The 22,145-nt window shown below is 71.4% G+C and carries 25 protein-coding genes; 15 read left to right on the plus strand and 10 right to left on the minus strand.

Going from position 1 to position 22,145, the window contains the following annotated elements:
• Positions 1 to 223: 223 nt before the first annotated feature.
• Together ACIQFZ_RS19485 and ACIQFZ_RS19490 are read right to left on the minus strand one after the other, a co-directional pair.
• A complete protein-coding gene (locus ACIQFZ_RS19485) occupies positions 224 to 733 on the minus strand; it encodes a hypothetical protein (RefSeq protein WP_402691767.1) in 510 nt (169 codons plus the stop codon).
• A 22-nt stretch (positions 734 to 755) separates the two neighbouring features.
• A complete protein-coding gene (locus ACIQFZ_RS19490; protein ID WP_383055854.1) occupies positions 756 to 932 on the minus strand; it encodes a hypothetical protein in 177 nt (58 codons plus the stop codon).
• 416 nt (positions 933 to 1,348) lie between these two features.
• Between ACIQFZ_RS19490 and ACIQFZ_RS19495 the strand changes: the two genes are divergently transcribed.
• From ACIQFZ_RS19495 to ACIQFZ_RS19505, 3 genes are all read left to right on the plus strand, one after another.
• Complete coding sequence (locus tag ACIQFZ_RS19495) at positions 1,349 to 2,560, plus strand: PP2C family protein-serine/threonine phosphatase (RefSeq protein WP_402691768.1); 1,212 nt, start codon at positions 1,349 to 1,351, stop codon at positions 2,558 to 2,560.
• A gap of 158 nt (positions 2,561 to 2,718) precedes the next feature.
• On the plus strand, positions 2,719 to 5,010 hold the full coding sequence (locus ACIQFZ_RS19500) for a SpoIIE family protein phosphatase (protein ID WP_402691769.1): 2,292 nt from the start codon (positions 2,719 to 2,721) through the stop codon (positions 5,008 to 5,010).
• 149 nt (positions 5,011 to 5,159) lie between these two features.
• Entirely contained in the window at positions 5,160 to 6,329 is a 1,170-nt protein-coding gene (locus ACIQFZ_RS19505; RefSeq protein ID WP_402691770.1) for a hypothetical protein, read from the plus strand.
• A gap of 105 nt (positions 6,330 to 6,434) precedes the next feature.
• Here ACIQFZ_RS19505 and ACIQFZ_RS19510 read toward each other — a convergent pair whose 3' ends face one another.
• On the minus strand, positions 6,435 to 8,087 hold the full coding sequence (locus tag ACIQFZ_RS19510) for an adenosine deaminase (protein ID WP_402691771.1): 1,653 nt from the start codon (positions 8,085 to 8,087) through the stop codon (positions 6,435 to 6,437).
• Positions 8,088 to 8,375: 288 nt separating this feature from the next.
• Here ACIQFZ_RS19510 and ACIQFZ_RS19515 point away from each other — a divergent pair, with 288 nt between their 5' ends.
• Entirely contained in the window at positions 8,376 to 9,269 is an 894-nt protein-coding gene (locus ACIQFZ_RS19515; RefSeq protein ID WP_365427960.1) for a glycosyltransferase, read from the plus strand.
• A 121-nt stretch (positions 9,270 to 9,390) separates the two neighbouring features.
• On the opposite strand, the gene ACIQFZ_RS19520 is transcribed toward ACIQFZ_RS19515, so the two are convergent.
• A complete protein-coding gene (locus ACIQFZ_RS19520) occupies positions 9,391 to 11,085 on the minus strand; it encodes a bifunctional 3'-5' exonuclease/DNA polymerase (RefSeq protein WP_365427963.1) in 1,695 nt (564 codons plus the stop codon).
• A 59-nt stretch (positions 11,086 to 11,144) separates the two neighbouring features.
• On the minus strand, positions 11,145 to 11,912 hold the full coding sequence (locus tag ACIQFZ_RS19525; protein WP_383055863.1) for a Clp protease N-terminal domain-containing protein: 768 nt from the start codon (positions 11,910 to 11,912) through the stop codon (positions 11,145 to 11,147).
• A gap of 125 nt (positions 11,913 to 12,037) precedes the next feature.
• Here ACIQFZ_RS19525 and ACIQFZ_RS19530 point away from each other — a divergent pair, with 125 nt between their 5' ends.
• The gene (locus ACIQFZ_RS19530) at positions 12,038 to 13,159 is read left to right on the plus strand and encodes a DUF2786 domain-containing protein (protein ID WP_402691772.1); all 1,122 of its coding nucleotides are present in this window, start codon (positions 12,038 to 12,040) and stop codon (positions 13,157 to 13,159) included.
• Positions 13,160 to 13,171: 12 nt separating this feature from the next.
• On the opposite strand, the gene ACIQFZ_RS19535 is transcribed toward ACIQFZ_RS19530, so the two are convergent.
• From ACIQFZ_RS19535 to rpmB, 4 genes are all read right to left on the minus strand, one after another.
• The gene (locus tag ACIQFZ_RS19535; protein WP_402691773.1) at positions 13,172 to 13,699 is read right to left on the minus strand and encodes a DUF4232 domain-containing protein; all 528 of its coding nucleotides are present in this window, start codon (positions 13,697 to 13,699) and stop codon (positions 13,172 to 13,174) included.
• Positions 13,700 to 13,787: 88 nt separating this feature from the next.
• Entirely contained in the window at positions 13,788 to 14,315 is a 528-nt protein-coding gene (locus tag ACIQFZ_RS19540; RefSeq protein ID WP_365427974.1) for a hypothetical protein, read from the minus strand.
• 75 nt (positions 14,316 to 14,390) lie between these two features.
• Positions 14,391 to 14,696, minus strand: coding sequence for a 30S ribosomal protein S14 (gene rpsN / locus ACIQFZ_RS19545; RefSeq protein ID WP_376397975.1), 306 nt, complete (start codon positions 14,694 to 14,696; stop codon positions 14,391 to 14,393).
• 69 nt (positions 14,697 to 14,765) lie between these two features.
• Entirely contained in the window at positions 14,766 to 15,002 is a 237-nt protein-coding gene (gene rpmB, locus ACIQFZ_RS19550) for a 50S ribosomal protein L28 (protein ID WP_365437946.1), read from the minus strand.
• 62 nt (positions 15,003 to 15,064) lie between these two features.
• Here rpmB and rpmG point away from each other — a divergent pair, with 62 nt between their 5' ends.
• From rpmG to ACIQFZ_RS19590, 8 genes are all read left to right on the plus strand, one after another.
• Positions 15,065 to 15,229 carry a 50S ribosomal protein L33 gene (rpmG, locus tag ACIQFZ_RS19555; RefSeq protein WP_122616828.1) on the plus strand — a complete coding sequence of 55 codons (165 nt, stop codon included), beginning with the start codon at positions 15,065 to 15,067 and terminating at the stop codon, positions 15,227 to 15,229.
• Between the two features lie 8 nt (positions 15,230 to 15,237).
• Positions 15,238 to 15,492 carry a type B 50S ribosomal protein L31 gene (locus ACIQFZ_RS19560; protein ID WP_376397980.1) on the plus strand — a complete coding sequence of 85 codons (255 nt, stop codon included), beginning with the start codon at positions 15,238 to 15,240 and terminating at the stop codon, positions 15,490 to 15,492.
• The gene (locus ACIQFZ_RS19565) at positions 15,489 to 16,673 is read left to right on the plus strand and encodes a CobW family GTP-binding protein (protein WP_402691774.1); all 1,185 of its coding nucleotides are present in this window, start codon (positions 15,489 to 15,491) and stop codon (positions 16,671 to 16,673) included. The genes ACIQFZ_RS19560 and ACIQFZ_RS19565 overlap by 4 nt, the downstream gene beginning before the upstream one ends.
• Positions 16,674 to 16,677: 4 nt before the next feature.
• Positions 16,678 to 16,911: a 30S ribosomal protein S18 gene (gene rpsR, locus ACIQFZ_RS19570; protein ID WP_365430426.1), complete on the plus strand. Its 234-nt coding sequence runs from the start codon at positions 16,678 to 16,680 to the stop codon at positions 16,909 to 16,911.
• A gap of 83 nt (positions 16,912 to 16,994) precedes the next feature.
• Positions 16,995 to 17,369 carry a VOC family protein gene (locus ACIQFZ_RS19575; RefSeq protein ID WP_376652383.1) on the plus strand — a complete coding sequence of 125 codons (375 nt, stop codon included), beginning with the start codon at positions 16,995 to 16,997 and terminating at the stop codon, positions 17,367 to 17,369.
• 28 nt (positions 17,370 to 17,397) lie between these two features.
• On the plus strand, positions 17,398 to 17,745 hold the full coding sequence (locus tag ACIQFZ_RS19580; RefSeq protein ID WP_365430422.1) for a metalloregulator ArsR/SmtB family transcription factor: 348 nt from the start codon (positions 17,398 to 17,400) through the stop codon (positions 17,743 to 17,745).
• 68 nt (positions 17,746 to 17,813) lie between these two features.
• Positions 17,814 to 18,278, plus strand: a complete 465-nt coding sequence (locus ACIQFZ_RS19585; protein ID WP_402691775.1) for an SRPBCC domain-containing protein — start codon at positions 17,814 to 17,816, stop codon at positions 18,276 to 18,278.
• 146 nt (positions 18,279 to 18,424) lie between these two features.
• Positions 18,425 to 18,691: a DUF397 domain-containing protein gene (locus ACIQFZ_RS19590; RefSeq protein ID WP_376652382.1), complete on the plus strand. Its 267-nt coding sequence runs from the start codon at positions 18,425 to 18,427 to the stop codon at positions 18,689 to 18,691.
• Positions 18,692 to 18,782: 91 nt separating this feature from the next.
• Here ACIQFZ_RS19590 and ACIQFZ_RS19595 read toward each other — a convergent pair whose 3' ends face one another.
• On the minus strand, positions 18,783 to 19,289 hold the full coding sequence (locus tag ACIQFZ_RS19595; RefSeq protein WP_383055870.1) for an ATP-binding protein: 507 nt from the start codon (positions 19,287 to 19,289) through the stop codon (positions 18,783 to 18,785).
• 333 nt (positions 19,290 to 19,622) lie between these two features.
• Here ACIQFZ_RS19595 and ACIQFZ_RS19600 point away from each other — a divergent pair, with 333 nt between their 5' ends.
• A complete protein-coding gene (locus ACIQFZ_RS19600; RefSeq protein WP_376652415.1) occupies positions 19,623 to 20,447 on the plus strand; it encodes a helix-turn-helix domain-containing protein in 825 nt (274 codons plus the stop codon).
• Positions 20,448 to 20,593: 146 nt separating this feature from the next.
• Positions 20,594 to 22,054: an aldehyde dehydrogenase family protein gene (locus ACIQFZ_RS19605; RefSeq protein ID WP_365430416.1), complete on the plus strand. Its 1,461-nt coding sequence runs from the start codon at positions 20,594 to 20,596 to the stop codon at positions 22,052 to 22,054.
• Positions 22,055 to 22,145: the final 91 nt, after the last annotated feature.

Consider the following 22,145-nt stretch of genomic DNA (forward strand, 5'->3'; position numbering starts at 1 on the left):
TCTTCATGGGGGCGACCAGCCGGACCACCCATGATCTACCCGGCTCAGGGCTTCATGATCTCGCAGGACGTACCAGACGACGTGATCAAAGCGTACGAATGCCTCGCGTCCCGTGGCTTCACGAGTCGACTCGTTCCCGAGAGCGTTGGGAGCACCCCCAACGCGAGTGCGTGACCTGCTTCCCGCAGGCTCCGGCGGCCGCTTCGATGACGACCGGTCGCGTTCAGCAGCCCTTGGACGGGTGAGAAGCGGGCGGCGCTGTCGCCTGCAGGTTCCAATCAGGTGGTCCACTGAGTAGTTGCGCCGAGGCCTGGCTACCGTCGGCCAACTTCTTGTGCCACGTCCACGAGCCCTGAGCGAGCGAGCCTTGGTCCAACGTCCAACCCAGACGCCGCATGGCGGTCTCTATATGTTCGGCTACCTGAAGATCGGATCCGCCGCCGGTGAAGTCGACAGCGACGGTCGCGTCATTCCAGCCGTAGGTCGACCTTATTCCGTCGCACGAGTCCCAAATCGGCTCAACGATGTCCTTCTGCGTGACGTGTGCGCCTGGTGGCACCACGGACAGCACCGGCTGGATCGCCTTGAGCCGTCGATGCCCCGGATCAGGGTCCCCGACCGGCCGCGGAGTCCCGCTGCATCCGGTCAGTGCCATGACTGTTGCGACCACGGCGGCAGACATCACACCGTGCGCCGAACGACGCTCGAACCCCCACATGGAGGAAATGATCACACCTCCACGTGGAAAGTCGCCATTAGTCTTTGGCGTCGAGCCACACGATCAGCAGCGTGGCTACGGGGCCGAGAACCAAGGAGAGCAGGAACCAGTTCAGCCCGCTACGGTTCTTCCCTTGTGCCAAGCCGGCGTTGATCAGGCTGAGCGTGCCCCAACCTACGGCGTAGCCGCTTCCCGGTCCCGTCACGACGCGCATTCCCCCGCTCCTGCTCGCGGGCCGCGTGTCTCTCAGCAGCAGCCCGCCATGCTCACTACAAGGACCTCAATCTAACAGTCGTGTGCGCAGGGCCTTCAGGGGCGAGTGCCGGTTCCCACCGCCGGGCGGCAGGGCCGCCGGGAAAGCAGACGGTCGTCCGGCGTGGCTCACGCATTTCGGGAGTCTGTGGGCCATCTGTGGGCCAGCGCACTGGCAGACCGGGCTGATTAAGGCATTGGTGCAGGTCAGAGCGGGGTTCGATGGTGACGTCGCAACGTTCTTGAAAACCGTCGTGGCGCAAGCCACGGTTGCGGTGCAGTGTGGAAGGCGTGGGCTCCAGGCAGGGACGTGTGGGTCTCGGGCAGCCGTGGCAGGCGAGCCACGTGCTGCTACTGATCCCTGTTGTGCTCATCGTTGTGATCACTGCCGCGGACATCGCGACTGGGCCAAACATCGTTCTCAGCCCCCTGCTGGTGGTCGCGCCCACGCTCACCGCGTGGTTTGCGGGCCCCTGGATGACGGCCGGTATCGGGGTCCTGGCCATGGCGGGCGAAGCGGTCAGCGGCTGGCGCACCGGAACGCTGTCTTCGCGGAACGTGGTGGTGGAGGTGATCGCTATCGCGTTGATCACCTCGTTGATCGTGGTCCTGTGTGCGGTGCGCGACCGGCACGCACGCCAGATGGCCCGGGTCCGGTCGGTCGCCGAGGCCGCCCAGCAGGTGGTGATGTGGCCGCTGCCGAGCCGGCTCGGCCCGCTGCGGCTCGCCTGTGTTTATCTGGCTGCCGAGGAGGAGGCCGAGATCGGCGGCGACCTGTATGCCGCCGCCCGCACCGGCAGCGCGGCCCGAGTGATGATCGGCGACGTGCGGGGCAAGGGCCTGCCCGCCCTGGGCGAGGCCGCCCTCCTGCTCGGCGCCTTCCGCGAGGCCGCCCACCAGCACGCCTCCCTGTCCGACCTGGCCACTTCCCTGGAACGGAGCATGACCCGCTACCTCGCCGACTTCGAACCGGAGGGCGAGGCGGGAGAACGCTTCGTGACGGCTCTCCTGGTCGAGATCCCCGACTCCGAGCCCCTGGTCCGCATGACCAGCTGCGGTCACCCAGCACCCCTGCTGCTCGGCCCGGACAACACCGTCCACGTGCCCCGCCTCCACCCCGGTCCCCCACTTGGCGTCGGCGTCACGGATCCCGACAACCACGTCGTCGATGTCCTGCCCTTCGGCCCTGGGGACACGCTGGTCCTGTACACCGACGGTGTCATCGAAGCCCGTGACCAAAACGGCGTCTTCTACCCGTTCGCGGAACGCGCAGCCCAGTGGACCGACCACCCTCCCGAGGCGCTGCTCCACCACATCGAACGCGACCTGCTCGCCCACACCGGCAGACACCTCGGCGACGACGTCGCCCTCCTCGCCATCCGCCGGGCCCATATCCCCCATGACGAAGCGGAAGCAGGCGAAGACCGACAGCGGTACGAGCGGAATGCCGAGCCCTCCCCAGAGGACACTGGCACGCTACGGGCGCCGCGGTCTCGGTTTCCGTCATTGCTTGCTGCGCGAGCGTCCGCCTTTCGTCGTTCTGTGGTTCCCGGCCGAGTTCGCCGCCGCGACGGGCAGGCGTACTTTTGAAATCAGGCAAGGGTGACTCCCCGGTCGGAACGTCCAGGCCTCGGCGGAAGCCACGAGGGCGCATGCGAGATCTTCGGGCGGCCTGGCGGTCCCGGTCCAAGGCCCTGGACCACGGATCCGAGCGGGGTGCGTACTCACACAGCAGGCGCGGAGGGGTCATGGCCGAGCTCGGTAAGGCGGGCAACCCGCCGAACCCTGCCACGGTGCTGCGCGAGCCCTCACGGCTGGCCGCGGTGGACGCCGTCCGCGCGGTCGACGAGCTGACCAGGGACGCCTTCGCCCGGTCCGTGTGCCTGGCCGTACGGCTGCTGGACACCCGAATGGCTCTGATCAGTCTGGCCGGGGCGGACCGGCAGTTCATCAGGGGCGGGGTCGGCCGAGCCGTACCGCGGCACGGGGAGCAGGAGCGGGTCGACTGGGGCTTCTGCTCCGAGGTGGTGGTGTCCGGCCGGCCGCTGGTCATCGACGACGTGCGGAACGACTCCGCGCACCGGTCCGACCTCGCGGTCGCCGCCACCGGCATGCGCGCGTACCTGGGCGTGCCGCTGCTGCTGGAGGAGCTGTCGATCGGCGCGCTGTACGTGATCGACACCCGGCCGCGGCTGTGGGACAAGGAACAGCGGCACGCCCTGGAGCAGCTGGGCGCCTCGGTGATGAGCGAGATCCGGTTGCGGCTGGACGCGGCCGAACGCGGTCGGCTCTACGAGCAGGCCGCGGCCGCCGCCGTGGTCGAGCACAGACGGTCCCAGCAGTTGCAGGACCTGGCCCAGGCCGGTCTGCGGATCAATGCCGCGCCCTCACTGGACTACGCCCTCCAGACGGTCACCGAGGAGGCCAGGTCGCTGGTGGGCACGCACCAGTCGGTCACCAGCATGACCACGAACCTCCGCTGGGCCCAGGCGATCAACGCGGTCTCCCTGTCGGACAAGTACGGCGAGTACCGCTTCTTCGACGCGCCCCCGGTCGGAGAGGGGATCTATGTCCTGGTGTGCAAGGACAACCTGCCGATGCGGATGACCCAGGACGAGCTGGAGGCCCATCCGGCCTGGCGGGGCTTCGGCTCCTACGCCGCGGTTCATCCGCCGATGCGCGGTTGGCTGGCCGTCCCGCTGATCGGCACCGACGGTCGCAACCTGGGTCTGATCCAGCTTTCCGACAAGCAGGACGGCAGCGACTTCACGGCCGACGACGAGGCGATCCTCGTCCAGCTCGCCCAGCTGGCCTCCGCGAGCATCGAGAAGGCCGCAGCACTGGAGAACCAGTACGAGATCGCTCGTACCCTGCAGAGCAGTCTGCTGCCGCAGCAACTGCCCGAGCAGTCGGCGGTGTCGGCCGCCTCCCGATACCTGCCCGCCGCACCCCGCGCCGGGGTCGGCGGCGACTGGTTCGACGTGATCGGACTCTCCGGTGCCCGGGTCGCGCTGGTGGTCGGGGACGTGGTCGGCCACGGCATCCACGCCGCCGCGGCCATGGGCAGGCTGCGTACGGCCGTGCGCACCCTCGCCGATGTCGATCCCACCCCGGAGGAGCTGCTCACGCGGTTGGACGACCTGGTGAGCCGGCAGTCCGCGGAGTCGGGCGCCGACGACGGTGCCGACCCGGCACGCGGAGGCGCCGTGGACGTCGGAACCACCTGCCTGTACGCGGTGTACGACCCGGTGGCCGGGCGTTGCTCCCTGGCCGGTGCCGGCCATCCGGTGCCCATCATCGTGGCCCCGGACGGCAGCGCCGACTTCCTCGACCTGCCCTCCGGGCCGCCGCTCGGTGTCGGCGGCGTGCCGTTCGAGACGGTGGAGCTGGAGGTGCCGGAGGGCAGTCTGCTCGCCTTCTACACCGACGGGCTGGTCGTATCCCGGCAGCGCGACCTGGAAGCGGGGCTGGAAGAACTGCGCGAGGCACTGACCGAGCCGTGCGCCTCGCTGGAAGCGCTGTGCGACCACGTGGTCAAGACGCTGTTGCCCGAGCCCCCCGCCGACGACGCGGCACTGCTGCTGGTCCGGCCGCACGGCCTGGACGAGACGCGGGTCGCCACCTGGGACATCGCCGCGGAACCGGCCGAAGTGGCCCGGATCCGCGCTCGGACCGCCCGCCTGCTGGCGACCTGGGGCCTGGAGGAGATCGGCTTCGTGACCGAGCTGGTGGTGAGCGAGCTGGTCACCAACGCCATCCGGTACGGCCAGCCCCCCATACAGATGCGGCTCATCTACGACCGGACGATCATCTGCGAGGTCTCCGACGCCAGCAGTACCGCCCCGCATCTGCACCAGGCCCGCATCTTCGACGAGGGTGGACGCGGCCTGATGCTGGTCGCCCGGCTCACCCAGCGCTGGGGCACCCGCCACGCCCGCGACGGCAAGACCATCTGGTGCGAGCAGACCCTGCCGGTGGAGGGCCTGGCCGTGGAGGGCCTGTCTCTGGACGACCTGCTGCCGTCCGACTCGGAGCAGTGACCCCGCCTTTCGCGTCGTCTCCTGGATCTTGGGGGTCGGCGAGCGCCCGGTCGGGCCGCCCGCCGTGATTCGCATGTGATCGGGGAGCCGTAGTGTCTCCGCCCGGCTGTGGCATGCGCGGAAGGCGCGGACAAGGGCGGGGGACGGTCATGACGTATCGGCGCGCGGCGATACCGGCGCTGGTCGGGGGTCTGCTGATCACGGCGTTGCTGTGGTGGGCGGGGGCGAGCGTGCAGGCGCTGCACCTGGCGGGCACCGCCGACGCGATCGGCGGCCGGACCGCCGCCGAACTCGAACACTGGCTCACCCCCTGGTCGTACGACCCTCCGGACGTCGTGCGGTTCGGTGCCGGGGCGTCCGACTGGGCCAACGGCACGCCTGAGCCCGACGGAGCGCGCTACCGGGTGCTCTACCACATCGCGATGCAGATCCGCTTCGCCGCGGTGTTCGCCTTCTTCGTGCCCGGCGCGCTGCACCTGGTCCGCAGGCTGCCGCCGGTGCACGGCCGGCTGCCCGCCACACTGCTCGCGGTGTGGGCCTGGGGCCTGGTGGCGGGGACCCTGGCGGTGGCCGTCTCCGCGCCGTGGCTGATCGCCTCGCAGGGACGCGGCAGTTACCGCTTCCTGCCCCAGTTGGCGGGCACGATCTCGTCCGGGCGGCAGATCCTGGTGGTGACCGCGCTGGTCGCGGCGGTGGGGACGGTGTTCGCGGCCCGGATCACCGCGAAGGGCGCCGGTCCGCTGCCGCGGCAGGCCGTCCCGGCGCGCGCCGCCCGTCTTTCCGCCACCGCCGGGACCGCGATCATCGCACTGTCCCTGGTCGTCCTCTCGTACCAGTCGGTGGCAGCCGCCATCCAGAGGTTCGACCCGGTCGGTGGGCTGTTCGCCGAGCCGGGTGAGCTGCTGCGCGAGTGGCTGCTGCTCGGCGGCTGGGCGGGACCGGCGGGCGCGCCGTTCGGCGACTGGTTCCTGCACCGGCTTCCCGACGTACTGCTGCTCGTGGTGGTGTGGTGGGCGCTGCGGTGGCTGCCCGTGCTGCTGACCCGGGCCACCGTCCCGGCGATGGCGGTCGGCGCGGTGTGCGCGACCGTCCTCGGGCTGCTGGCGAGCCAGTCACTGCGGATGGCGACGGACGGGGCGGGCCTGCGCTGGGGGTTGACGTACCTGTCCGCGGGCCTCGGGGACGGCGTTCCCGCCGCTCTGACCTGCGGTCTGGTGGCGGGAGTCGTGGCCGCCACGACGCTGCGGCCGGCCGTGGCCGGCCGTGCCGGCGACGTCCCCGAAGCCGCACCCTCCGCCGAGAGTCCCGCCCACCCCTGAGAGGGCTGCGGAAGGCGGGGCCACGGGGGCACGTCGGGGCTCTCGCGGCGGAGTGCCCCCGTGGAGTGCCCCCGTACGCAAATCGGAGAGAGCGCGGAGGGTGGTTCAGCGCACCGCGCGGGTGTGCGTGCGCTCGAAGACGGCGAAGGCCGCCTCCTGGCGCCACTCGAGTTCCGCCCTGGGGCTGCGGGAGAGCAGGCGCTGACAGGCCGGGGTCCGTACGGGCAGGCCGGGGCGCTCACCGCGGCAGGCGGACACGACCCGGTAGCCCGCGGTGGTGGGATTGCCCTGCCACAGGCTCGCACCGGGCAGGAACGCGTACTGGAGTGAGGCGCGCGCCAGGTCCTTCAGCTCGGCGTAGGAGAGGCCGTAGGTCGTGGCGGCGTACTGGTACTCGTGGCTGATGTCGATCCGGGACACGCCGGGGTCGTCGGTGGCCAGCACGATGGGGACGCCGTAGCGGCGATACGTGGTGAAGGGGTGGTCGGCGCCCTTCACACCGAGGATCTGGGCGTTGCTGCTGAAGGGCACTTCGACGGCGACCTGGCGGGCGGCCATGGTACGGGCCGTGCTCTGCCAGCCGTCCTCGTGGACGAGGTCGACGCCGTGCCCGACGCGCTCGGTGCGGGCGACGTCGACGGCCTCCTCGATGTGGAACCTCAGGTCCTTGGGCTTGACCAGCCCGGGCCACAACTCGCCCGCGTGCAGGGTGACATGGGCCTTCGGGTACTGGCCGCGCAGATAGCGGACCATGCGCATCTGGAGGCTGTAGTCGCGCAGGGCGACATCCCCGTCCTCCGGCTGGACGAGGTTGACCGCGACGAAGCGCGGGTCGCGCTCGGCCAGCCGCATGCCCAGGGCGAGTTGGGTGAAGACCCGCTCCGGGGCGCTGCCCCGGGAGGCCTGCGAGACCCAGCGGACGGTGAGCCGGCAGCCGGACCGGGCATGGCGGGTGCCGCAGCGCTCGGTCGCGCGGAACTCGGCGTCGCCGTCGTCGGCCTCCCTGCGGGCCGCGGCGACCACCTTGTCCAGCCTGCCGCCGGCCACCAACTTGCGGTGCAGCGCGGCGAGATCGCCGTCCCAGCCGACCTCGGCGGCCAACTGCTTCGCGCCGTCGGAGGCCGGGGTGACCATGGTCTCCAGATAGAACTGGTTCTGGCCCGCGACGTGGTCGGCGACCTGGGCGAGCAGCTTGCCCCGGTGCCGCCAGGTCACCTCGCCGAACTTCCCGAAGGTGTCGAAGAAGTGGTCGTGGCCGTTGCCGCCGGGCGGGAAGTCCTCCATGGACCACGCGCGGACCAGCGCCTCGCGGAAGGCGCGGTCGGTCCGGGCGTCCGCCGCGGGGCGAGTGCCGGGCCGGCAGGGAGGCGCGACGGCGGTCAGCGTCGCGGTCTCGACGCACAGCCCGTCCTCGGCGGCCAGTTCGATCAGGTACTCCGTGGACACCGCGCCGGAGAGGTGGTTGTGCAGGTCCCCGCCCTTGGGCAGGCTCACGAAGAACCCGCGCAGCGGCACGGGCCGAGAGCGCAGCGATCTCAGGTAGGCGTCCGTACGGGCCTCCGCGACCGTCATCGGCCTGGACCGCGGCACGACACGTGACGGGAGCCCGCCGCCGGCCTGTTGCGCGTCGGCGGTCTGTCGCGCGCCGACGGGTTGCGCGTCGGCGGACGGGGCGGTCAGGAGGGACAGGGCGAGGAGGGAGCCCACGGCGGCCGGAACGGCCCGGCGGCGTGCGGCACTTCGGAGTTGCTTGCTCACTCGGGCATGATCGGGGAACAAACACGGCTGAACCGGTTCTCCCGGGCATCTTTCGCCGGACAGCACCCGACCGGGTGACCGCACGGAATTTCGCGGACATCACCCGGGCGGCTGACGGAGTCACGCATGGCGTGCGGTTTTCGTACCGGTTCCGGGAGGGTTGCGGTGAGGCGGGGGTAAGAGGCCGCAAAGTGAGATGGCGTCAGAGCAACCGGCGCCGCCCGGGCGACATCCTGGTGAACGAGGGGCGCCGTGCGGGCGCCGTTGTCGTCGGATGGGATGAGGGCCGTGGTGGAGCCGAGGATCGCTGTCGCGGTGGTGACCATGGGCAACCGGCCTGCCGAGGTCGACGCCCTGCTGGAGTCCGTGGCCAAGCAGGATCTCGCGCCCGCGCGCATCGTGATCGTCGGCAACGGGTGCCGGCTGCCCGAGTTCGCCCACCGGCTGTCCCTGCCCGGCGAGGTCACGGCGGTCGATCTCGACGAGAACCTCGGCTGCCCCGGTGGGCGCAATGCAGCCCTGGCCCGGCTGCGGGAGTTCGGGGACGTCGACGTGGTCGTGGAGCTGGACGACGACGGGCTCCTGGTCGATGCCGACGTACTGCGCCGGGTACGGGATCTGTACGCCGCCGACCCGCGCCTCGGCATCGTCGGCTTCCGCATCGCCGACGAGTGCGGCGAGACCCAGCAGCGGCACGTGCCGCGGATCGGCGGGTCGGACCCGATGCGGGGCGGGTACGTCACCGGGTTCCTCGGCGGCGGGCACGCGCTGCGGATGGCGATGCTGGAGCAGACCGGGGACTGGCCCGCGGAGTTCTTCTTCGCGCACGAGGAGACCGACCTGGCCTGGCGTGCCGCCGACGCCGGCTGGAAGATCCTCTACGCGCCGGAGCTGCTCCTGCGGCACCCGAAGACCTCGCCCGCCCGGCATGCGATCTACTACCGGGTCACCGCCCGCAACCGGGTCTGGCTGGTCCGGCGGCGGCTGCCGCTCCCGCTCATCCCGGTGCACCTCGGCGTGTGGACGCTGCTCACCCTGGCGCGGACCCGTTCGCTCGCCGGGCTGCGGGCCTGGTTCGGCGGGTTCGTGGAGGGGTTGCGCGAGCCGGCGGGGGAGCGGCGCCCCATGCGCTGGCGGACCGTGTGGCGGCTGACCCGGCTTGGCCGGCCGCCGGTCGTCTGACCCGGCCCGACCCCCGCCCGGCTCACCGGACCGCCGCTGCTGATCGCCGTACGGCCCGGTCCGGTCCACCGGAACACGGTCGCCGGGGTCCGTGCGGGGTCCGCTCGCGGCCCGGGGCCGCTCACTTCGCATCGGCGTAGCACTCCACCACCGCCGTCGTGAACGGAAACCGCACCGGGGTCTCGCCGAACGTCAGCCGTCCCGCCATCTCCGCGGCCTGCCGGATCGCCTCGACGACCGTGTCCGCCTCCTCCTTCGGGCAGTGCACGATCACCTCGTCGTGCTGGAAGAAGACCAGCTCGGCCGCCATGTCCCGGCAGGTGCGCCGCAGCGCCGCGAGCAGCAGCAGGGCCCAGTCGGCGGCGCTGCCCTGCACGACGAAGTTGCGGGCGAATCGGCCTCGGGCGCGGGAGTTGGTGGAGGCGTACCCCGGCATCCAGCCCTGGTCGGCGGGTGGCGCGGCGGCCGGGTCCTCCTGCGGGAGGCCCGCCTCCCCGGTCGCGTCCTCGGTCGTCCCGGCGGCCGGGGGACACGTGCGGCCCAGCCAGGTCCGTACGAGCCGGCCCTCCTCACCGGCCCGCGCGGCCTCGTCGACGTACGCCACCGCCTTCGGGAAGCGGCGTCTGAGGGCGGCGAGGTTCTTCAGGCCGTCGCCGGAGGTCTGCCCGTAGACCGCGCCGAGCACGGCGAGTTTCGCCTGGGCGCGGTCGCCGGAGAAGGCCCGGTCGGACACCGACTGGTAGAGGTCGGTGTCCCGGCCGGCCACCTCCATCAGCCCCGGGTCGCGGGAGATCGCAGCCAGCACGCGTGGCTCCATCTGGGCGGCGTCGGCCACGACAAGGCGCCAGCCGGGGTCGGCCACCACGGCCCGGCGGATGACCTTGGGGATCTGCAGGGCGCCCCCGCCGTTGGTCACCCAGCGGCCGGTGACCGTGCCGCCGGCGAGGAACTCCGGCCTGAACCGCCCCTCCCGCACCCAGTCCTGGAGCCAGGACCAGCCGTGGGCGACCCAGATCCGGTACAGCCTCTTGTACTCCAGCAGGGGTTCGACGGCCGGGTGGTCGACGGACCTGAGCTCCCAGCGGCGGGTGGACTTCACCCTGATCCCGGCCCGGGCGAAGGCCTTGACCACGTCGGCGGGCAGATCCGGCCGCACCCGGTGGCCGAAGGCCGCGGACACCTCGTCCGCGAGTTCGGCCAGGCGGCGGGGCTCGCCGCCGCCCGCGTACCGCTCGCCGAGCAGTTCGTGCAGCACCTCGCGGTGCACGTCCGCGCGCCAGGGCAGGCCCGCGCGGTTCATCTCGGCCGCCACCAGGGTGCCCGCCGACTCGGCTGCGGTCAGCAGGCGCATACGGTCGGGATGCTCGGCTCGCTCGTGCCGTCGCTGCTGCTCGGCGTAGACCGTGATCAGGTCCGCCAGCGGCAGGCGCACGCCCTGCGGTTCGAAGAGCGAGGACTGCGCGCCGGGTTCGGCGGACCGGTGCGGCGGGTCCGGCGGTACGGGGCCGCCGCGCAGCCTGGCCAGGGCGGCGGCGGCCGAGCGGGGCTCGCCGTGGCGCCCCTCGTGGCCGAGGAGGAGCGTCTCGGCGTCCTCGATGTCGTAGCACCGCTCCACCCGGACGCCCGCGGCGAGCAGGCGCGGATAGACCTCGGCGGTCGACCGCCACACCCATCGTGTGACGTCCGGTCTGCCGCGGACTGCCTCCGCGAGGTCGGCGGCACGGTGCACCGGACCGGCGGGCAGGCCGTCCCGGCCGAGGGGGGCGACCTCGGCGCCGCCGTCCTCGGCCGGTGCCAGAGCCCACCGGTCGGTCATGTCGGCGAGTGTCGCAGGCGGGTCTGACAACGGCTCCGGCCCGCTGCTCGGGAGGTCGGTCAGCCGTCCTGTCCGCCGTCGTGCGGCTCCTGGTCCTCGTCCTGCCGGGCGCGGTCCTTCACCAGCTCCGCCAAGGCCGCAGCGACGTACTCCTCGGTGCGCGTCTTGTCCAGGCCCAGGCCGCTGAGGACGCCCTCGCCGTTCTCCAGCTCCAGCAGGGCCAGCAGGATGTGCTCGGTGCCGATGTAGTTGTGGCCGAGGCGCAGGGCCTCGCGGAAGGTGAGTTCCAGGGCCTTCTTGGCGGCCGAGCTGTACGGGACCAGCTCGGGAGCGTCGGCGGACGCGGGCGGCAGGGCGGCGGTCGCGGCCTCGCGGACGGCGTCCAGGGTGACGCCCTGGGCCTCGACGGCCTGCGCGGCCATGGCCTCCGGTTCGGTGAGCAGCCCGAGGACCAGGTGTGCGGGCGTTCCCTCGGCGCTCCCGGCGGCCTTGGCCTCCTCGTGGGCGGCCATGACCACCTTGCGGGCGCGGGGCGTGTAGCGGCTGAAGCCCTGGCTGGGGTCGAGGTCGGCCGACTCCTTGGGTACGAACCGCTTCTGCGCGGCCTGCCGGGTGACGCCCATGCTCCTGCCGATGTCGGTCCAGGAGGCGCCGGAGCGGCGGGCCTGGTCGACGAAGTGCCCGATGAGGTGGTCCGCCACCTCGCCGAGGTGCTCGCCGGCGAGTACGGCGTCCTGGAGCTGTTCGAGGGGTTCCTGGTGGACCTTCTTGATGGCCGAGATGAGGTCGTCCAGACGGACGCTCGACCTGATGGTGGGGTTCGTCATGTGTCAACCGTAGGTTGCGCTTCTGGGGGTGTCAACCCGAAGTTGACACTCGTGGAAATGCTCTGCGGCAGGTTTGTCCACAGGCTGTGGACAGAGTTGCGTGCGCCTCATGGCACGATCGAGCGGTGAGCACGTCCAGCACCCTCGACCGGGCCTTCCGGGCCGCCCTGTACGCACCCTCCGACGACGCCCTCGACACCGGCGCCTCCCTGCTGGCGGCCGACCCCGCGGTGGACGCCGAACTCTCCCGGCGCGGGCAGGATTTCGTGGCGACGGCGTGGCAGCGCGGCTGGCAGCCCGCCGATGTCGCCCGGATCGTGCGGCGGGAGCTCGACGAGGTCCATGTGCGGCTGCTCGCGGCGCTCGTCCGCGCACAGGCGGCCGACGACCGGCCGCGCGGCCCGCGCTGGGCCGCCCAGCTCGACGGACTGCCGCCCGGGGAACCGCCCCGCGCCGACCGTTTCTCGTATGCCACCGCCGTCCTGGAGCTCTACCGCCTGCTGCTGCGGCTCCCCGCGCTCGAACCTCTGGACGAGCCCGCGCCCGCGCCCCGGACCGAATCCCGCATGCTCACCCGGATCCGGGCGCTGCTCGCCAAGGCGGAGGCGACCGGGTATCCGGAGGAGGCGGAGGCGCTGAGCGCGAAGGCGCAGGAACTGATGGCGCGGCACAGCGTCGACGAGGCGCTGCTCGCCGCCCGCGCCCCGTCGCCCGACGCACCCGGCGCCTGCCGGATCGGTGTCGAGCCGCCGTACGAGCAGGCAAAGGCCGTGCTGCTGGACGCCGTCGCCACCGCGAACCGCTGCCGCGCCGTGTGGAACGAGGCCCTCGCGTTCTCCACCGTCGTCGGCTTCGAGGCCGACCTGGAAGCGGTCGAACTGCTCTACGCCTCCCTGCTGGTCCAGGCCACGACGGCGATGACCAGGGCGGAGGCCGCCCAGCGAGCGGGCGGGCGCAAGCGGACCAAGACCTTCCGGCAGTCCTTCCTCGCCGCCTACGCCCGCCGCGCCGGCGCCCGCCTGGAGGCCGCCGCCGAGACCCAGGTGACCGCGGACCTGCTGCCCGTCCTGGCGAGCCGGGACGTCGCGGTCACCGACCGCGTGGACCGCTTGTTCCCGGAGACGACCACCACCCGGCTGCGCGGGGTGAATGACACGGCGGGGTGGACGGAGGGCGCCCGGGCGGCGGACCGGGCCCAGGTGAAGTCCCGCCCGCCACTCGGCGGGCGTGCCGCGCCACCCGCGTGAACGGCGTCGCAGTCAGTCGCCTGCCTGCTGGAAGGCCGTCACCGAGGCGTCCGGGTCGCCCACGTCCTCCTTGCCCTGGACCGGGCCGTAGGACCACGGGAAGGCGTGACTGTCGGGCGCTCCGGGCAGGCTGATCTTCAGTGACCTCACCTCGAGGCTCTTGGCGCCGTCCTTCTTGCCCCGCACGTACGTGAGAGTGAAGGTCGCCGTGTCGTCCTTGGCGAGAGTGAGCTGCTCCGGCTTGCCCGACTCGTCCTGCGGGACGGTCGTCATGACGTTGCCGGCGTCCAGGGTGATGCCCGGGAAGCCCTTCAGGGTGCACCGGGCACCCCGGTTGGTGACGGTGACGGGCACATTGCCCGTGTCCCCGGCGGCGGGCGCGGCGTTGGCCGGGCCGACGTGAATCCCGACGTCGTCGCTCCGGCAAGCCGTGCTGCCGGTGCCCTTGTCCCCGGAGCCGGTGTCGCTGCCGCCGCTGTCGCAGGCGGTGAGCAGGAGGGCCGCGGCGAGGGCGGTGACGGTGATCGGAATGGCGCGCATGACTGGTCCCTTGGGTCGTGACGATGCCTGAGGATCATCACGCACGAGCAGGCGGCGCGGTTGCCCGCCCCGCGATCGGCTCCGCGCGTCAGGAGCCCAGGCTCGCCGTCGGCAGGCCCGACGGTAGTGCCCCGCCTGCCGACCGGGTGTACGTCTCCGTGCCGAGACCACCCTCCCAGGTAACGCGGAGCGTGGTCTTGTTGACGGAGTCCACCGTGCCGGTCGTACGGGACTTGCACGCGTCGAGGTGGATCACATGCCTCGCGCCCTCCCCGACCGCCGTCCCGCTGCAGATGGTCCGGTCGGTCGAGAAGAGCGCGGCCTGCCTGCCGGTGACGGTCAGGACCACGGCCTTGCCGCCGGTGGTGGCGAGCCAACTTCCCTCCACGCCATCCCCCTTGGCGGCCGGACCGCCCGTACCGCCCGCGCCGCCGCTGTCATCGTCGCTCGCGGTCGCGCTCACGCCGGGGGTGGCGGATGTTTTGTCCGTGGCGCCGGAGCCGCCGCTGTCGCACCCGGTGAGGGCGAGCGCGCCGAGCAGGACCGCGGCCGCGATCCGCGTCGCCGCGCCCGTCCCGTTCGCCGCCGCCTTGGCCGCCCTGGTCGCCGCAGTCATCGGAAAGCCCCCAAACTCTGACCGGTCGGCCGCCCGGCGGCCGGTACGACCGCAGCAAGCTACCAGGACCAGTCGCTACCAGGAGGCCTTTCGGACCCCGGGCAGATGCCCGGCGTGCGCCTGCTCCCGCAGGCTCACCCGGGACAGGCCGAAGGTGCGCAGGTAACCGCGCGGCCGGCCGTCGGTCTGGTCGCGATTGCGCACGCGCGTGGCGCTCGCGTCCCGCGGCTGCCCGCGCAACTCCCGCTCGGCGGCGAGCCGTTCGTCCGGCGTCGAGGACGGCCTGCGGATGATCTCCTTCAGCTCTGCACGGCGGGCGGCGTACCGCTCGACGATCTGCCGCCGCTTCTCGTTCTTCGCGATCTTGCTCTTCTTCGCCATGGCGTCTCCCTGTTCTTCGTGCTTCCGGTTCCTCGGGGTTCTTCGGGTTCCTCGGGTGACTCGGGTTCCTCAGACCTTCACCCCGCGCGCGCGGATGCGCGCCACGGCTGCCTCGACGCCGATCGTGTCGACGGTTTTGATCGCCTTCGCGCTCAGCCGCAGCCGCACGTGGCGGCCCTCGCTCGGCAGCCAGTAGCGCTTGGTCTGGATGTTCGGGTCGAAGCGGCGGGAGGTCCGCCGGTGGGAGTGCGAGATGTGGTTGCCGAAGCCGGGCCGGGCGCCGGTCAGCATGCAGTGGGCGGACACGGGTGACGCACCTCTCCTCGAGCGGTGATGTAAATGGAATTCATTTTCAGTAGCATAGCGGCATGGCACGCAACGAACTCCGCCCGGTCGTCAAACTCCGGTCCACCGCAGGGACCGGCTTCACCTACGTCACCCGCAAGAACCGCCGCAACGACCCGGACCGGCTGACCCTGCGCAAGTACGACCCGGTCGCCGGCCGCCACGTCGACTTCCGAGAGGAGCGCTGAGGCCCGCCATGCGCAACGGAATCCACCCGGCCTACGGTCCCGTCGTCTTCCGTGACCGTGCCGCGAACCATGCCTTCCTCACCCGCTCGACGATGACCAGCGAGAAGACGATCGAGTGGGAGGACGGCCGCACCTACCCCGTCGTCGACGTCGAGATCTCGAACGTCAGCCACCCCTTCTACACCGGCACCGCCCGCGTCCTGGACACCGCCGGGCGCGTGGAGCGCTTCGAGCGCCGCTACGGGAAGCGGGGCGGGGCGTGAGTCTGTCGGTGGTGATCGTCGGCGGGCTGCACGCCGACGCCCGGAAGGCGGCTGTCGCGCGGCTCCTCGCCGAGGTGCCCGGCAGTGTCGCGCTCCACCACGACCTGGCGACGGCCCCCGCGGGCACGGTCGTGCGGACCGTCCGGGACGCCTCCGGAGTGCTGTCCCGCGGTGAGACGCCCCTGGTCAACGACTGCGCGTGCTGCGCGCTGCGCGAGGACCTGGTGCCGGAGCTGCGCGGGATCGCGGCCGCCGGACACGCCCCGCTCGCGGTGGTCGAGCTGTGGGACTCCGTGGAGCCCAAGGCGATGGCCGAGGTGGTGGTGGCCGGCGGGCTCACGGTCACCGGGGTGGTCACCGCCGTCGACCCGGCCCTCGTCCTGCCGTACCTCGGCAACGGCGACGATCTGGCCGACGGCGGGCTCGCCGCGGCCGCCACCGACCAGCGGACCGTCGCCGACACCTTCGCCCGGCAGCTGGAGTACGCGCCCGTACTCGCCGTCGCCGACTCCCCGGAGGCCGACGACGAGGACCGCGAACTGCTGGCACAACTGCACCCGACGGCCCGCCGGGTCCCGATCGGCCACGGCGACCCGGCGGGCGCCACCCCTGCCCCGGCGCGTGCGCGGGAGACCGCCCCGCGTTCGGAGCTGGTCCGCGCCGCCCTCGCCGGATTCGACGTCGAGGCGGCCGCGGCGGCCCAGCACCCGGCGTGCGCGCTGCTGCCCGCCGAGACCGACGCGCACGGTGTCTCGACACTGGTCTGGCGCCGCCACCGCCCCTTCCACCCGGAGCGGCTGTACGCGGCGCTGGAGGACCTGACCTGCGCCGCCGCGCGCAGCCGGGGCCGGTTCTGGCTGGCCGACCGGCCCGACACGCTCCTCCACTGGGACGCCGCCGGCGGCGCGCTGTGCGTGGAGGGCGCGGGCCCGTGGCTCGCCGCCCTGCCGGACGCGGCCTGGGACCTGGTCCCGCCGGTGCGCCGGGCCGCCGCCGCGCTGGACTGGCACCCGGAGCACGGCGACCGCTGCCAGCACCTCGTCTTCACGTCCCCCGGCCTCGACCGCGACGGCCTCGAACGGCTGCTGGAGTCCTGCCTGCTGACCGACGCCGAGTACGCCGCCGGGCGCGAGGCCTGGAGGGGCCTGGCGTCCGCCTTCGACACCCTCCTGGAGGTCTGACCCGATGCCCCGCAAGAGCGACCGCAAGCCCGCCAAGGCCCGCCCCAACCCGTTGGAACAGGCCGGGATCTCGTACATCGACTACAAGGACACCGATCTGCTGCGGAGGTTCGTCTCCGACCGCGGCAAGATACGCAGCCGCCGGGTCACCCGGGTCACGGCCCAGCAGCAGCGGCTGCTGGCGCGAGCGATCAAGAACGCGCGGGAGATGGCGCTGCTGCCGTACTCCGCACGCTGACCCGGTCGGCGGCGCACACGGGCGATAGGTAGGAGATTCCCTACGGTTGACAGGTAGGGAATCTCCTACCTAATCTCGTTCGCATGAACATCACTCACGCTTCCTTCGTCACCCTCCCCGTCGGCGACCAGGACCGCGCGCTGCGCTTCTACACGGACGTCCTCGGCTTCGAGACCGTCGCCGACCGGGACATGCCCCAGGGCCGCTGGCTCCAGGTGGCACCCGCCGGCGCGCAGACGGTCTTCACGCTCTCCGGGCCGGGGATGGGGGGTTTCGAGCCCGGCTCGGCACGGGGGATCATGTTGGTCACGACCGATGTCGACGCCGCCTGCGCGCGGCTCGCGCAGGCGGGGGTCTCCGTGCAGGGCCCGGACGAGCTGCCCTGGGGCCGCATGGCCTCCTTCACGGACCCCGACGGCAACGGTCTGATGCTGCTGACCGAGAAGGAAGGTTTCTGACCGCCGCCATGAACGGGACGAGCACCCCATGAAGGGGACGGGTACCGCCGCGGAGGACCGCGTCTTCGCCGCGCTCGCCAACGCCACCCGCCGCGAGGTGCTGCGGCTGCTGCGCGAGGAGGGGCCCCAGCCCGTCCAGGACCTGGCGGACCGCTTCGCCATGCGCCGCCCCAGCCTCTCGGAACACCTCAAGGTGCTCCGGGAGGCCGGCCTCGTCTCCGAGCAGCGCTCCGGACGGCAGCGCATCTACCGCCTGGAGGCGGCCCCGCTGGCCGAGGTGCAGGACTGGCTCCACCCGTACGAGCGGTTCTGGCGCGGCCGGATGAAGGAACTCGGCGCACTGCTGGACCGTATGCCCGACGACGACCGCACCTGAGCCCCGATCCTTGCGGTGACCGCACCGGGGCACCGGCCTCCACGACGACCACACAGACACGACCGCACATGAGCACCGACCAAGACGACGACCTCACCACGATCCGCGTCGACCAGTTCTACCCGCACCCGCCGGCCAAGGTCTGGCGGGCCCTCACCGAGCCTTCGCTGCTCGCGCAGTGGCAGATGCCGGGTGCCGCGGACTTCCGCCTTCAGGTCGGCCACCGCTACCGGATGACCTCCGTCCCACGACCCAACTCCAAGTTCTCCGGGGTCGTCGACGTGGAGGTTCTCGCCTACGACGCCGAGCGGATGCTGTCCGTCCGCTGGAGGGACGCCGATCCGGCCAATCCCGCGGACTGGACGCTCACATGGACGTTGGAACAGGAAGGCCGCGGTACGCGTCTCTTCCTGGTGCACGACGGATTCGATCCGGACGACCCGGCACAGATGATGGCGCGGAAGATCATGGACGGGGGTTGGCGCTCGCATGTCCTGCGCGTTCTGGGGCAGACGCTCGAGCGGCTCGGGTGAGGCGGGATCAGGGCTGTAACCGCTGAACCACTCCCCGTGCACGTGCATCTGCTCATGCATCTGCATGTTGAACAGGGCTATGATCCCGATCAGTTGACCGATGCATCAATGGCCACACCAGCCAGTGCACCACCGGGGAGCGACCTGTGGACCACGACATTGAGGGCGGGTACGGGGGCGACGTGTACAACGGCATGGCGGCCGCGCGGCTGCACGGAGTGGCCTGGCAGAAGAGCCGGCACAGCAACTCGCAGGGCTCCTGCGTGGAGTTCGCGCGACTGCCGGGCGGAGACGTGGCGGTGCGCAACTCCCGCTTCCCCGACGGTCCCGCACTCGTCTACACGCGCGCGGAGATCGAGGCGATGCTGCTGGGCGTCAAGGACGGGGAGTTCGACCACCTGATAGCGGGCTGACGTGCCCTCGAAGCGGGTGTGCGACTCGGTGCGATCGGTGCGCGACACGGGGTAACGCGCGTAGAACCGCGTCGAAGAGGGCCCCGGTTCGTCATTCGGCGGGTGGCAGCCGGAAGAGCGCCCAGACCACCTTGCCGTCCAGGGGGCCCGTCAGCGGGTGCCAGCCCCAGCTGTCGCTGAAGGAGTCGACGAGGAAGAGGCCGCGGCCCGACTCCGCCGAGAAATCGTCCGTCTCACGGGCGACCGGGCTCTCCCGGCTGGGGTCGCGCACCGCGCACACCAGTCGCCCGGTCCACTGCAGCAGGTGCAGCCGCACGGGCGAATCGTGGTCGCACGAGTGCGCCGGCGACGCCGAGGGCGCCGGCAGGCCGTGCCGCAGGGCGTTGGTGACCAGTTCGGAGACCACCAGGCAGGCGTCGTCGAACCGGTCGCCCAGCTCCCACCGGTCGAGCGTCGTGCGGGTGAACTGTCTTGCCTCACGCACCGCTTCGTAGCGGGCGGGCAGTGCGCAGGAGGCGGCGCTGGATACGGCCGCGGGATCCAGCGGGGGAAGGCTCTGCCGTAACGGCTCGAGCATGGTCGATCCATTCGTCCCCATGCGAGGCACTCCCGGTAATCCGCGGTCGTTGCGATGCAGCGGTGGCGCACGACCATGGTTTCGGATGCGTACAGCAGATGCAAGGGCAGATGCACGTGCATGCGACCGAATTGGACCTTCCCGTACCGCTTACTGGCCATTTTTTCCGCCATCTTCTCGTCATCCGCCGGTCTCCTGCCTGGCTGCCGCCGTGCGGATTCCTTGATCTCTTTCCGTTTCCGTAATCACGCGAGTACAGCTCGGAGTGAATTAGTGGCAGACTGCGGGCCTTGAAGACGGTTGGGGAGGCTGGCGAACGTGAGCGCGGGAGAGCCCGGATCGGTGGTGCGGCGCATGCTGCTCGGCTCGCAGCTCAGGCGGCTGCGCGAAGCGCGGGGGATCACGCGCGAGGCGGCCGGGTACTCGATCCGCGCCTCGGAATCGAAGATCAGCCGGATGGAGTTGGGTCGGGTGAGCTTCAAGACCCGAGACGTGGAAGACCTGTTGACCCTGTACGGCATCACGGACGAGGCCGAGCGCACCTCGCTGCTCTCCCTCGCCAAGGAGGCCAACGTCGCGGGTTGGTGGCACAGTTACTCCGACGTCCTGCCCAGCTGGTTCCCCACCTATGTGGGACTGGAGGGCGCGGCGTCGCTGATCCGCGTCTACGAGGTGCAGTTCGTGCACGGGCTGCTGCAGACCGAGGCGTACGCGCGGGCGGTGGTCCGGCGCGGTATGCAGGGCGCGAGCGAGGCCGACGTGGAGCGGCGGGTGGCGCTGCGCATGGAGCGGCAGAAGCACCTGGTCTCGGAGAACGCGCCCGACCTCCACATCGTCCTCGATGAGGCCGCCCTGCGCCGCCCCTACGGCGACCGCGACGTGATGCGCGGGCAGTTGCAGCACCTGATCGAGATCTCGGAGCAGCCCAACGTACGGCTTCAGGTCATGCCGTTCAGCTTCGGCGGGCACGCCGGCGAATCCGGCGCCTTCACCATCCTCAGCTTCCCCGAGTCCGACCTGTCGGACGTGGTCTACCTGGAGCAGCTCACCAGCGCCCTCTACCTGGACAAGCCCGAGGACGTCGCCCAGTACGAGAGGACGCTGGAGGAAATCCAGCACGACGGACCCGGCCCCGACGAGAGCCGCGACCTGCTGCGCGGGCTGCTCCAGCTCACCTAGGGAAAACCCCTCGGAAACCTGTAGGGGCCCCAACTCCGTTCTGTCGCAAGTACGATGACGTGTGATCAGACCGTGAAGAAGTGATCGGGGGTTGATCGGGCTCCGACTGCTTCGACCGTTTCGACAGCAGGGGATCGAGGGAGCATATGTCGTCCTACTTCACCGACCTGGCCCAGCAGTACATCGACGGCGAATGGCGCCCCGGGACCGGGTCCTGGGACATCATCGACTTCAACCCGTACGACGGGGAGAAGCTGGCCTCGATCACCATAGCCACGGTCGACGAGGTGGATCAGGCCTACCGCGCGGCCGCCCGCGCCCAGAAGGAGTGGGCCGCGACCAACGCCTACGCCCGCCGGGCCGTCTTCGAGAAGGCGCTGCGGCTGGTCGAGGAGCGGGAGTCGGAGATCGCCGACGTGATCATCGCCGAGCTCGGCGGCACCCGTCTGAAGGCCGCTTTCGAGCTGCACCTCGCCAAGGAGTTCCTGCGCGAGTCGATCCACCTGGCGCTGCGCCCCGAGGGCAAGATCCTGCCGTCCCCGGTCGACGGCAAGGAGAACCGCGTCTACCGGGTGCCGGTCGGTGTCGTGGGCGTCATCAGCCCCTTCAACTTCCCGTTCCTGCTGTCGCTGAAGTCGGTCGCCCCGGCGCTCGCCCTCGGCAACGGCGTGGTGCTCAAGCCGCACCAGAACACCCCGGTCACCGGCGGCTCCCTGGTCGCGAAGATCTTCGAGGACGCGGGTCTGCCGGGCGGTCTGCTCAACGTCGTCATCACGGACATCGCCGAGATCGGCGACGCATTCATCGAGCACCCCGTCCCCAAGGTCATCTCCTTCACCGGCTCCGACAAGGTCGGCCGGCACGTCGCCACCGTCTGCGCCTCCCACTTCAAGCGCTCGGTCCTGGAGCTCGGCGGCAACAGCGCGGTCGTGGTCCTGGACGACGCCGACCTCGACTACGCGGTCGACGCGGCCGTCTTCAGCCGGTACGTCCACCAGGGCCAGGTCTGCATGGCCGCGAACCGGATCATGGTGGACCGCTCGGTGGCCGAGGAGTTCACCGCGAAGTTCGTCGCCAAGGTGAGGTCGCTGAAGGTCGGCGACCCGCGCGACCCGGAGACCGTCATCGGCCCGGTGATCAACTCCACCCAGGCGAACGCGGTGTCGGGCGCCGTCGAGCAGGCGATCGCCGAGGGGGCCACGGCCCTGCTGCGCGGCACCACCACCGACAACCTCGTCGAGCCGTCGGTCCTGACGGACCTGCCCGCCGACTCCTCCCTGCTCCGCCAGGAGGTCTTCGGCCCGGTCGCCTTCGTCATCCCGTTCGACGGCGAGGAGGAGGCGGTCCGGATCGTCAACGACACCCCGTACGGCCTCAGCGGCGCCGTCCACACGGCGGACGTCGAGCGGGGCGTGGCCTTCGCCAAGCAGATCGACACCGGCATGTTCCACGTGAACGACGGCACCGTCCACGACGAGCCGCTCGTCCCCTTCGGCGGCGAGAAGCACTCCGGCGTCGGCCGCCTGAACGGCGAGACGACCCTGGACGCCTTCACCACACTGAAGTGGATCTCGGTACAGCACGGCCGGAGCGGGTTCCCGTTCTAGTAGTACTTCGTTAGGTTGGTTTGATCTTGGGTGCCGAGTCCGGCAGGCTGCCCGTGTGGACTTGGGGGAGATCGAGCAACTCCGGGGTGAG

The sequence above is a fragment of the Streptomyces sp. NPDC093064 genome (genome assembly GCF_044754605.1).
Classification (GTDB): Bacteria; Actinomycetota; Actinomycetes; order Streptomycetales; family Streptomycetaceae; genus Streptomyces.

Excerpts from the sequence above, each read along its gene's own strand:
- ACIQFZ_RS19490 (WP_383055854.1), bottom strand. The coding sequence starts at position 932 with ATGCGCGTCGTGACGGGACCGGGAAGCGGCTACGCCGTAGGTTGGGGC.
- ACIQFZ_RS19500 (WP_402691769.1), top strand. The coding sequence starts at position 2,719 with ATGGCCGAGCTCGGTAAGGCGGGCAACCCGCCGAACCCTGCCACGGTG.
- ACIQFZ_RS19505 (WP_402691770.1), top strand. The coding sequence starts at position 5,160 with ATGACGTATCGGCGCGCGGCGATACCGGCGCTGGTCGGGGGTCTGCTG.
- ACIQFZ_RS19520 (WP_365427963.1), bottom strand. The coding sequence starts at position 11,085 with ATGACCGACCGGTGGGCTCTGGCACCGGCCGAGGACGGCGGCGCCGAG.
- ACIQFZ_RS19525 (WP_383055863.1), bottom strand. The coding sequence starts at position 11,912 with ATGACGAACCCCACCATCAGGTCGAGCGTCCGTCTGGACGACCTCATC.
- ACIQFZ_RS19535 (WP_402691773.1), bottom strand. The coding sequence starts at position 13,699 with ATGCGCGCCATTCCGATCACCGTCACCGCCCTCGCCGCGGCCCTCCTG.
- ACIQFZ_RS19540 (WP_365427974.1), bottom strand. The coding sequence starts at position 14,315 with ATGACTGCGGCGACCAGGGCGGCCAAGGCGGCGGCGAACGGGACGGGC.
- rpsN (WP_376397975.1), bottom strand. The coding sequence starts at position 14,696 with ATGGCGAAGAAGAGCAAGATCGCGAAGAACGAGAAGCGGCGGCAGATC.
- rpmG (WP_122616828.1), top strand. The coding sequence starts at position 15,065 with ATGGCACGCAACGAACTCCGCCCGGTCGTCAAACTCCGGTCCACCGCA.
- ACIQFZ_RS19560 (WP_376397980.1), top strand. The coding sequence starts at position 15,238 with ATGCGCAACGGAATCCACCCGGCCTACGGTCCCGTCGTCTTCCGTGAC.
- rpsR (WP_365430426.1), top strand. The coding sequence starts at position 16,678 with ATGCCCCGCAAGAGCGACCGCAAGCCCGCCAAGGCCCGCCCCAACCCG.
- ACIQFZ_RS19575 (WP_376652383.1), top strand. The coding sequence starts at position 16,995 with ATGAACATCACTCACGCTTCCTTCGTCACCCTCCCCGTCGGCGACCAG.
- ACIQFZ_RS19580 (WP_365430422.1), top strand. The coding sequence starts at position 17,398 with ATGAAGGGGACGGGTACCGCCGCGGAGGACCGCGTCTTCGCCGCGCTC.
- ACIQFZ_RS19585 (WP_402691775.1), top strand. The coding sequence starts at position 17,814 with ATGAGCACCGACCAAGACGACGACCTCACCACGATCCGCGTCGACCAG.
- ACIQFZ_RS19595 (WP_383055870.1), bottom strand. The coding sequence starts at position 19,289 with ATGGGGACGAATGGATCGACCATGCTCGAGCCGTTACGGCAGAGCCTT.
- ACIQFZ_RS19600 (WP_376652415.1), top strand. The coding sequence starts at position 19,623 with ATGCTGCTCGGCTCGCAGCTCAGGCGGCTGCGCGAAGCGCGGGGGATC.
- ACIQFZ_RS19605 (WP_365430416.1), top strand. The coding sequence starts at position 20,594 with ATGTCGTCCTACTTCACCGACCTGGCCCAGCAGTACATCGACGGCGAA.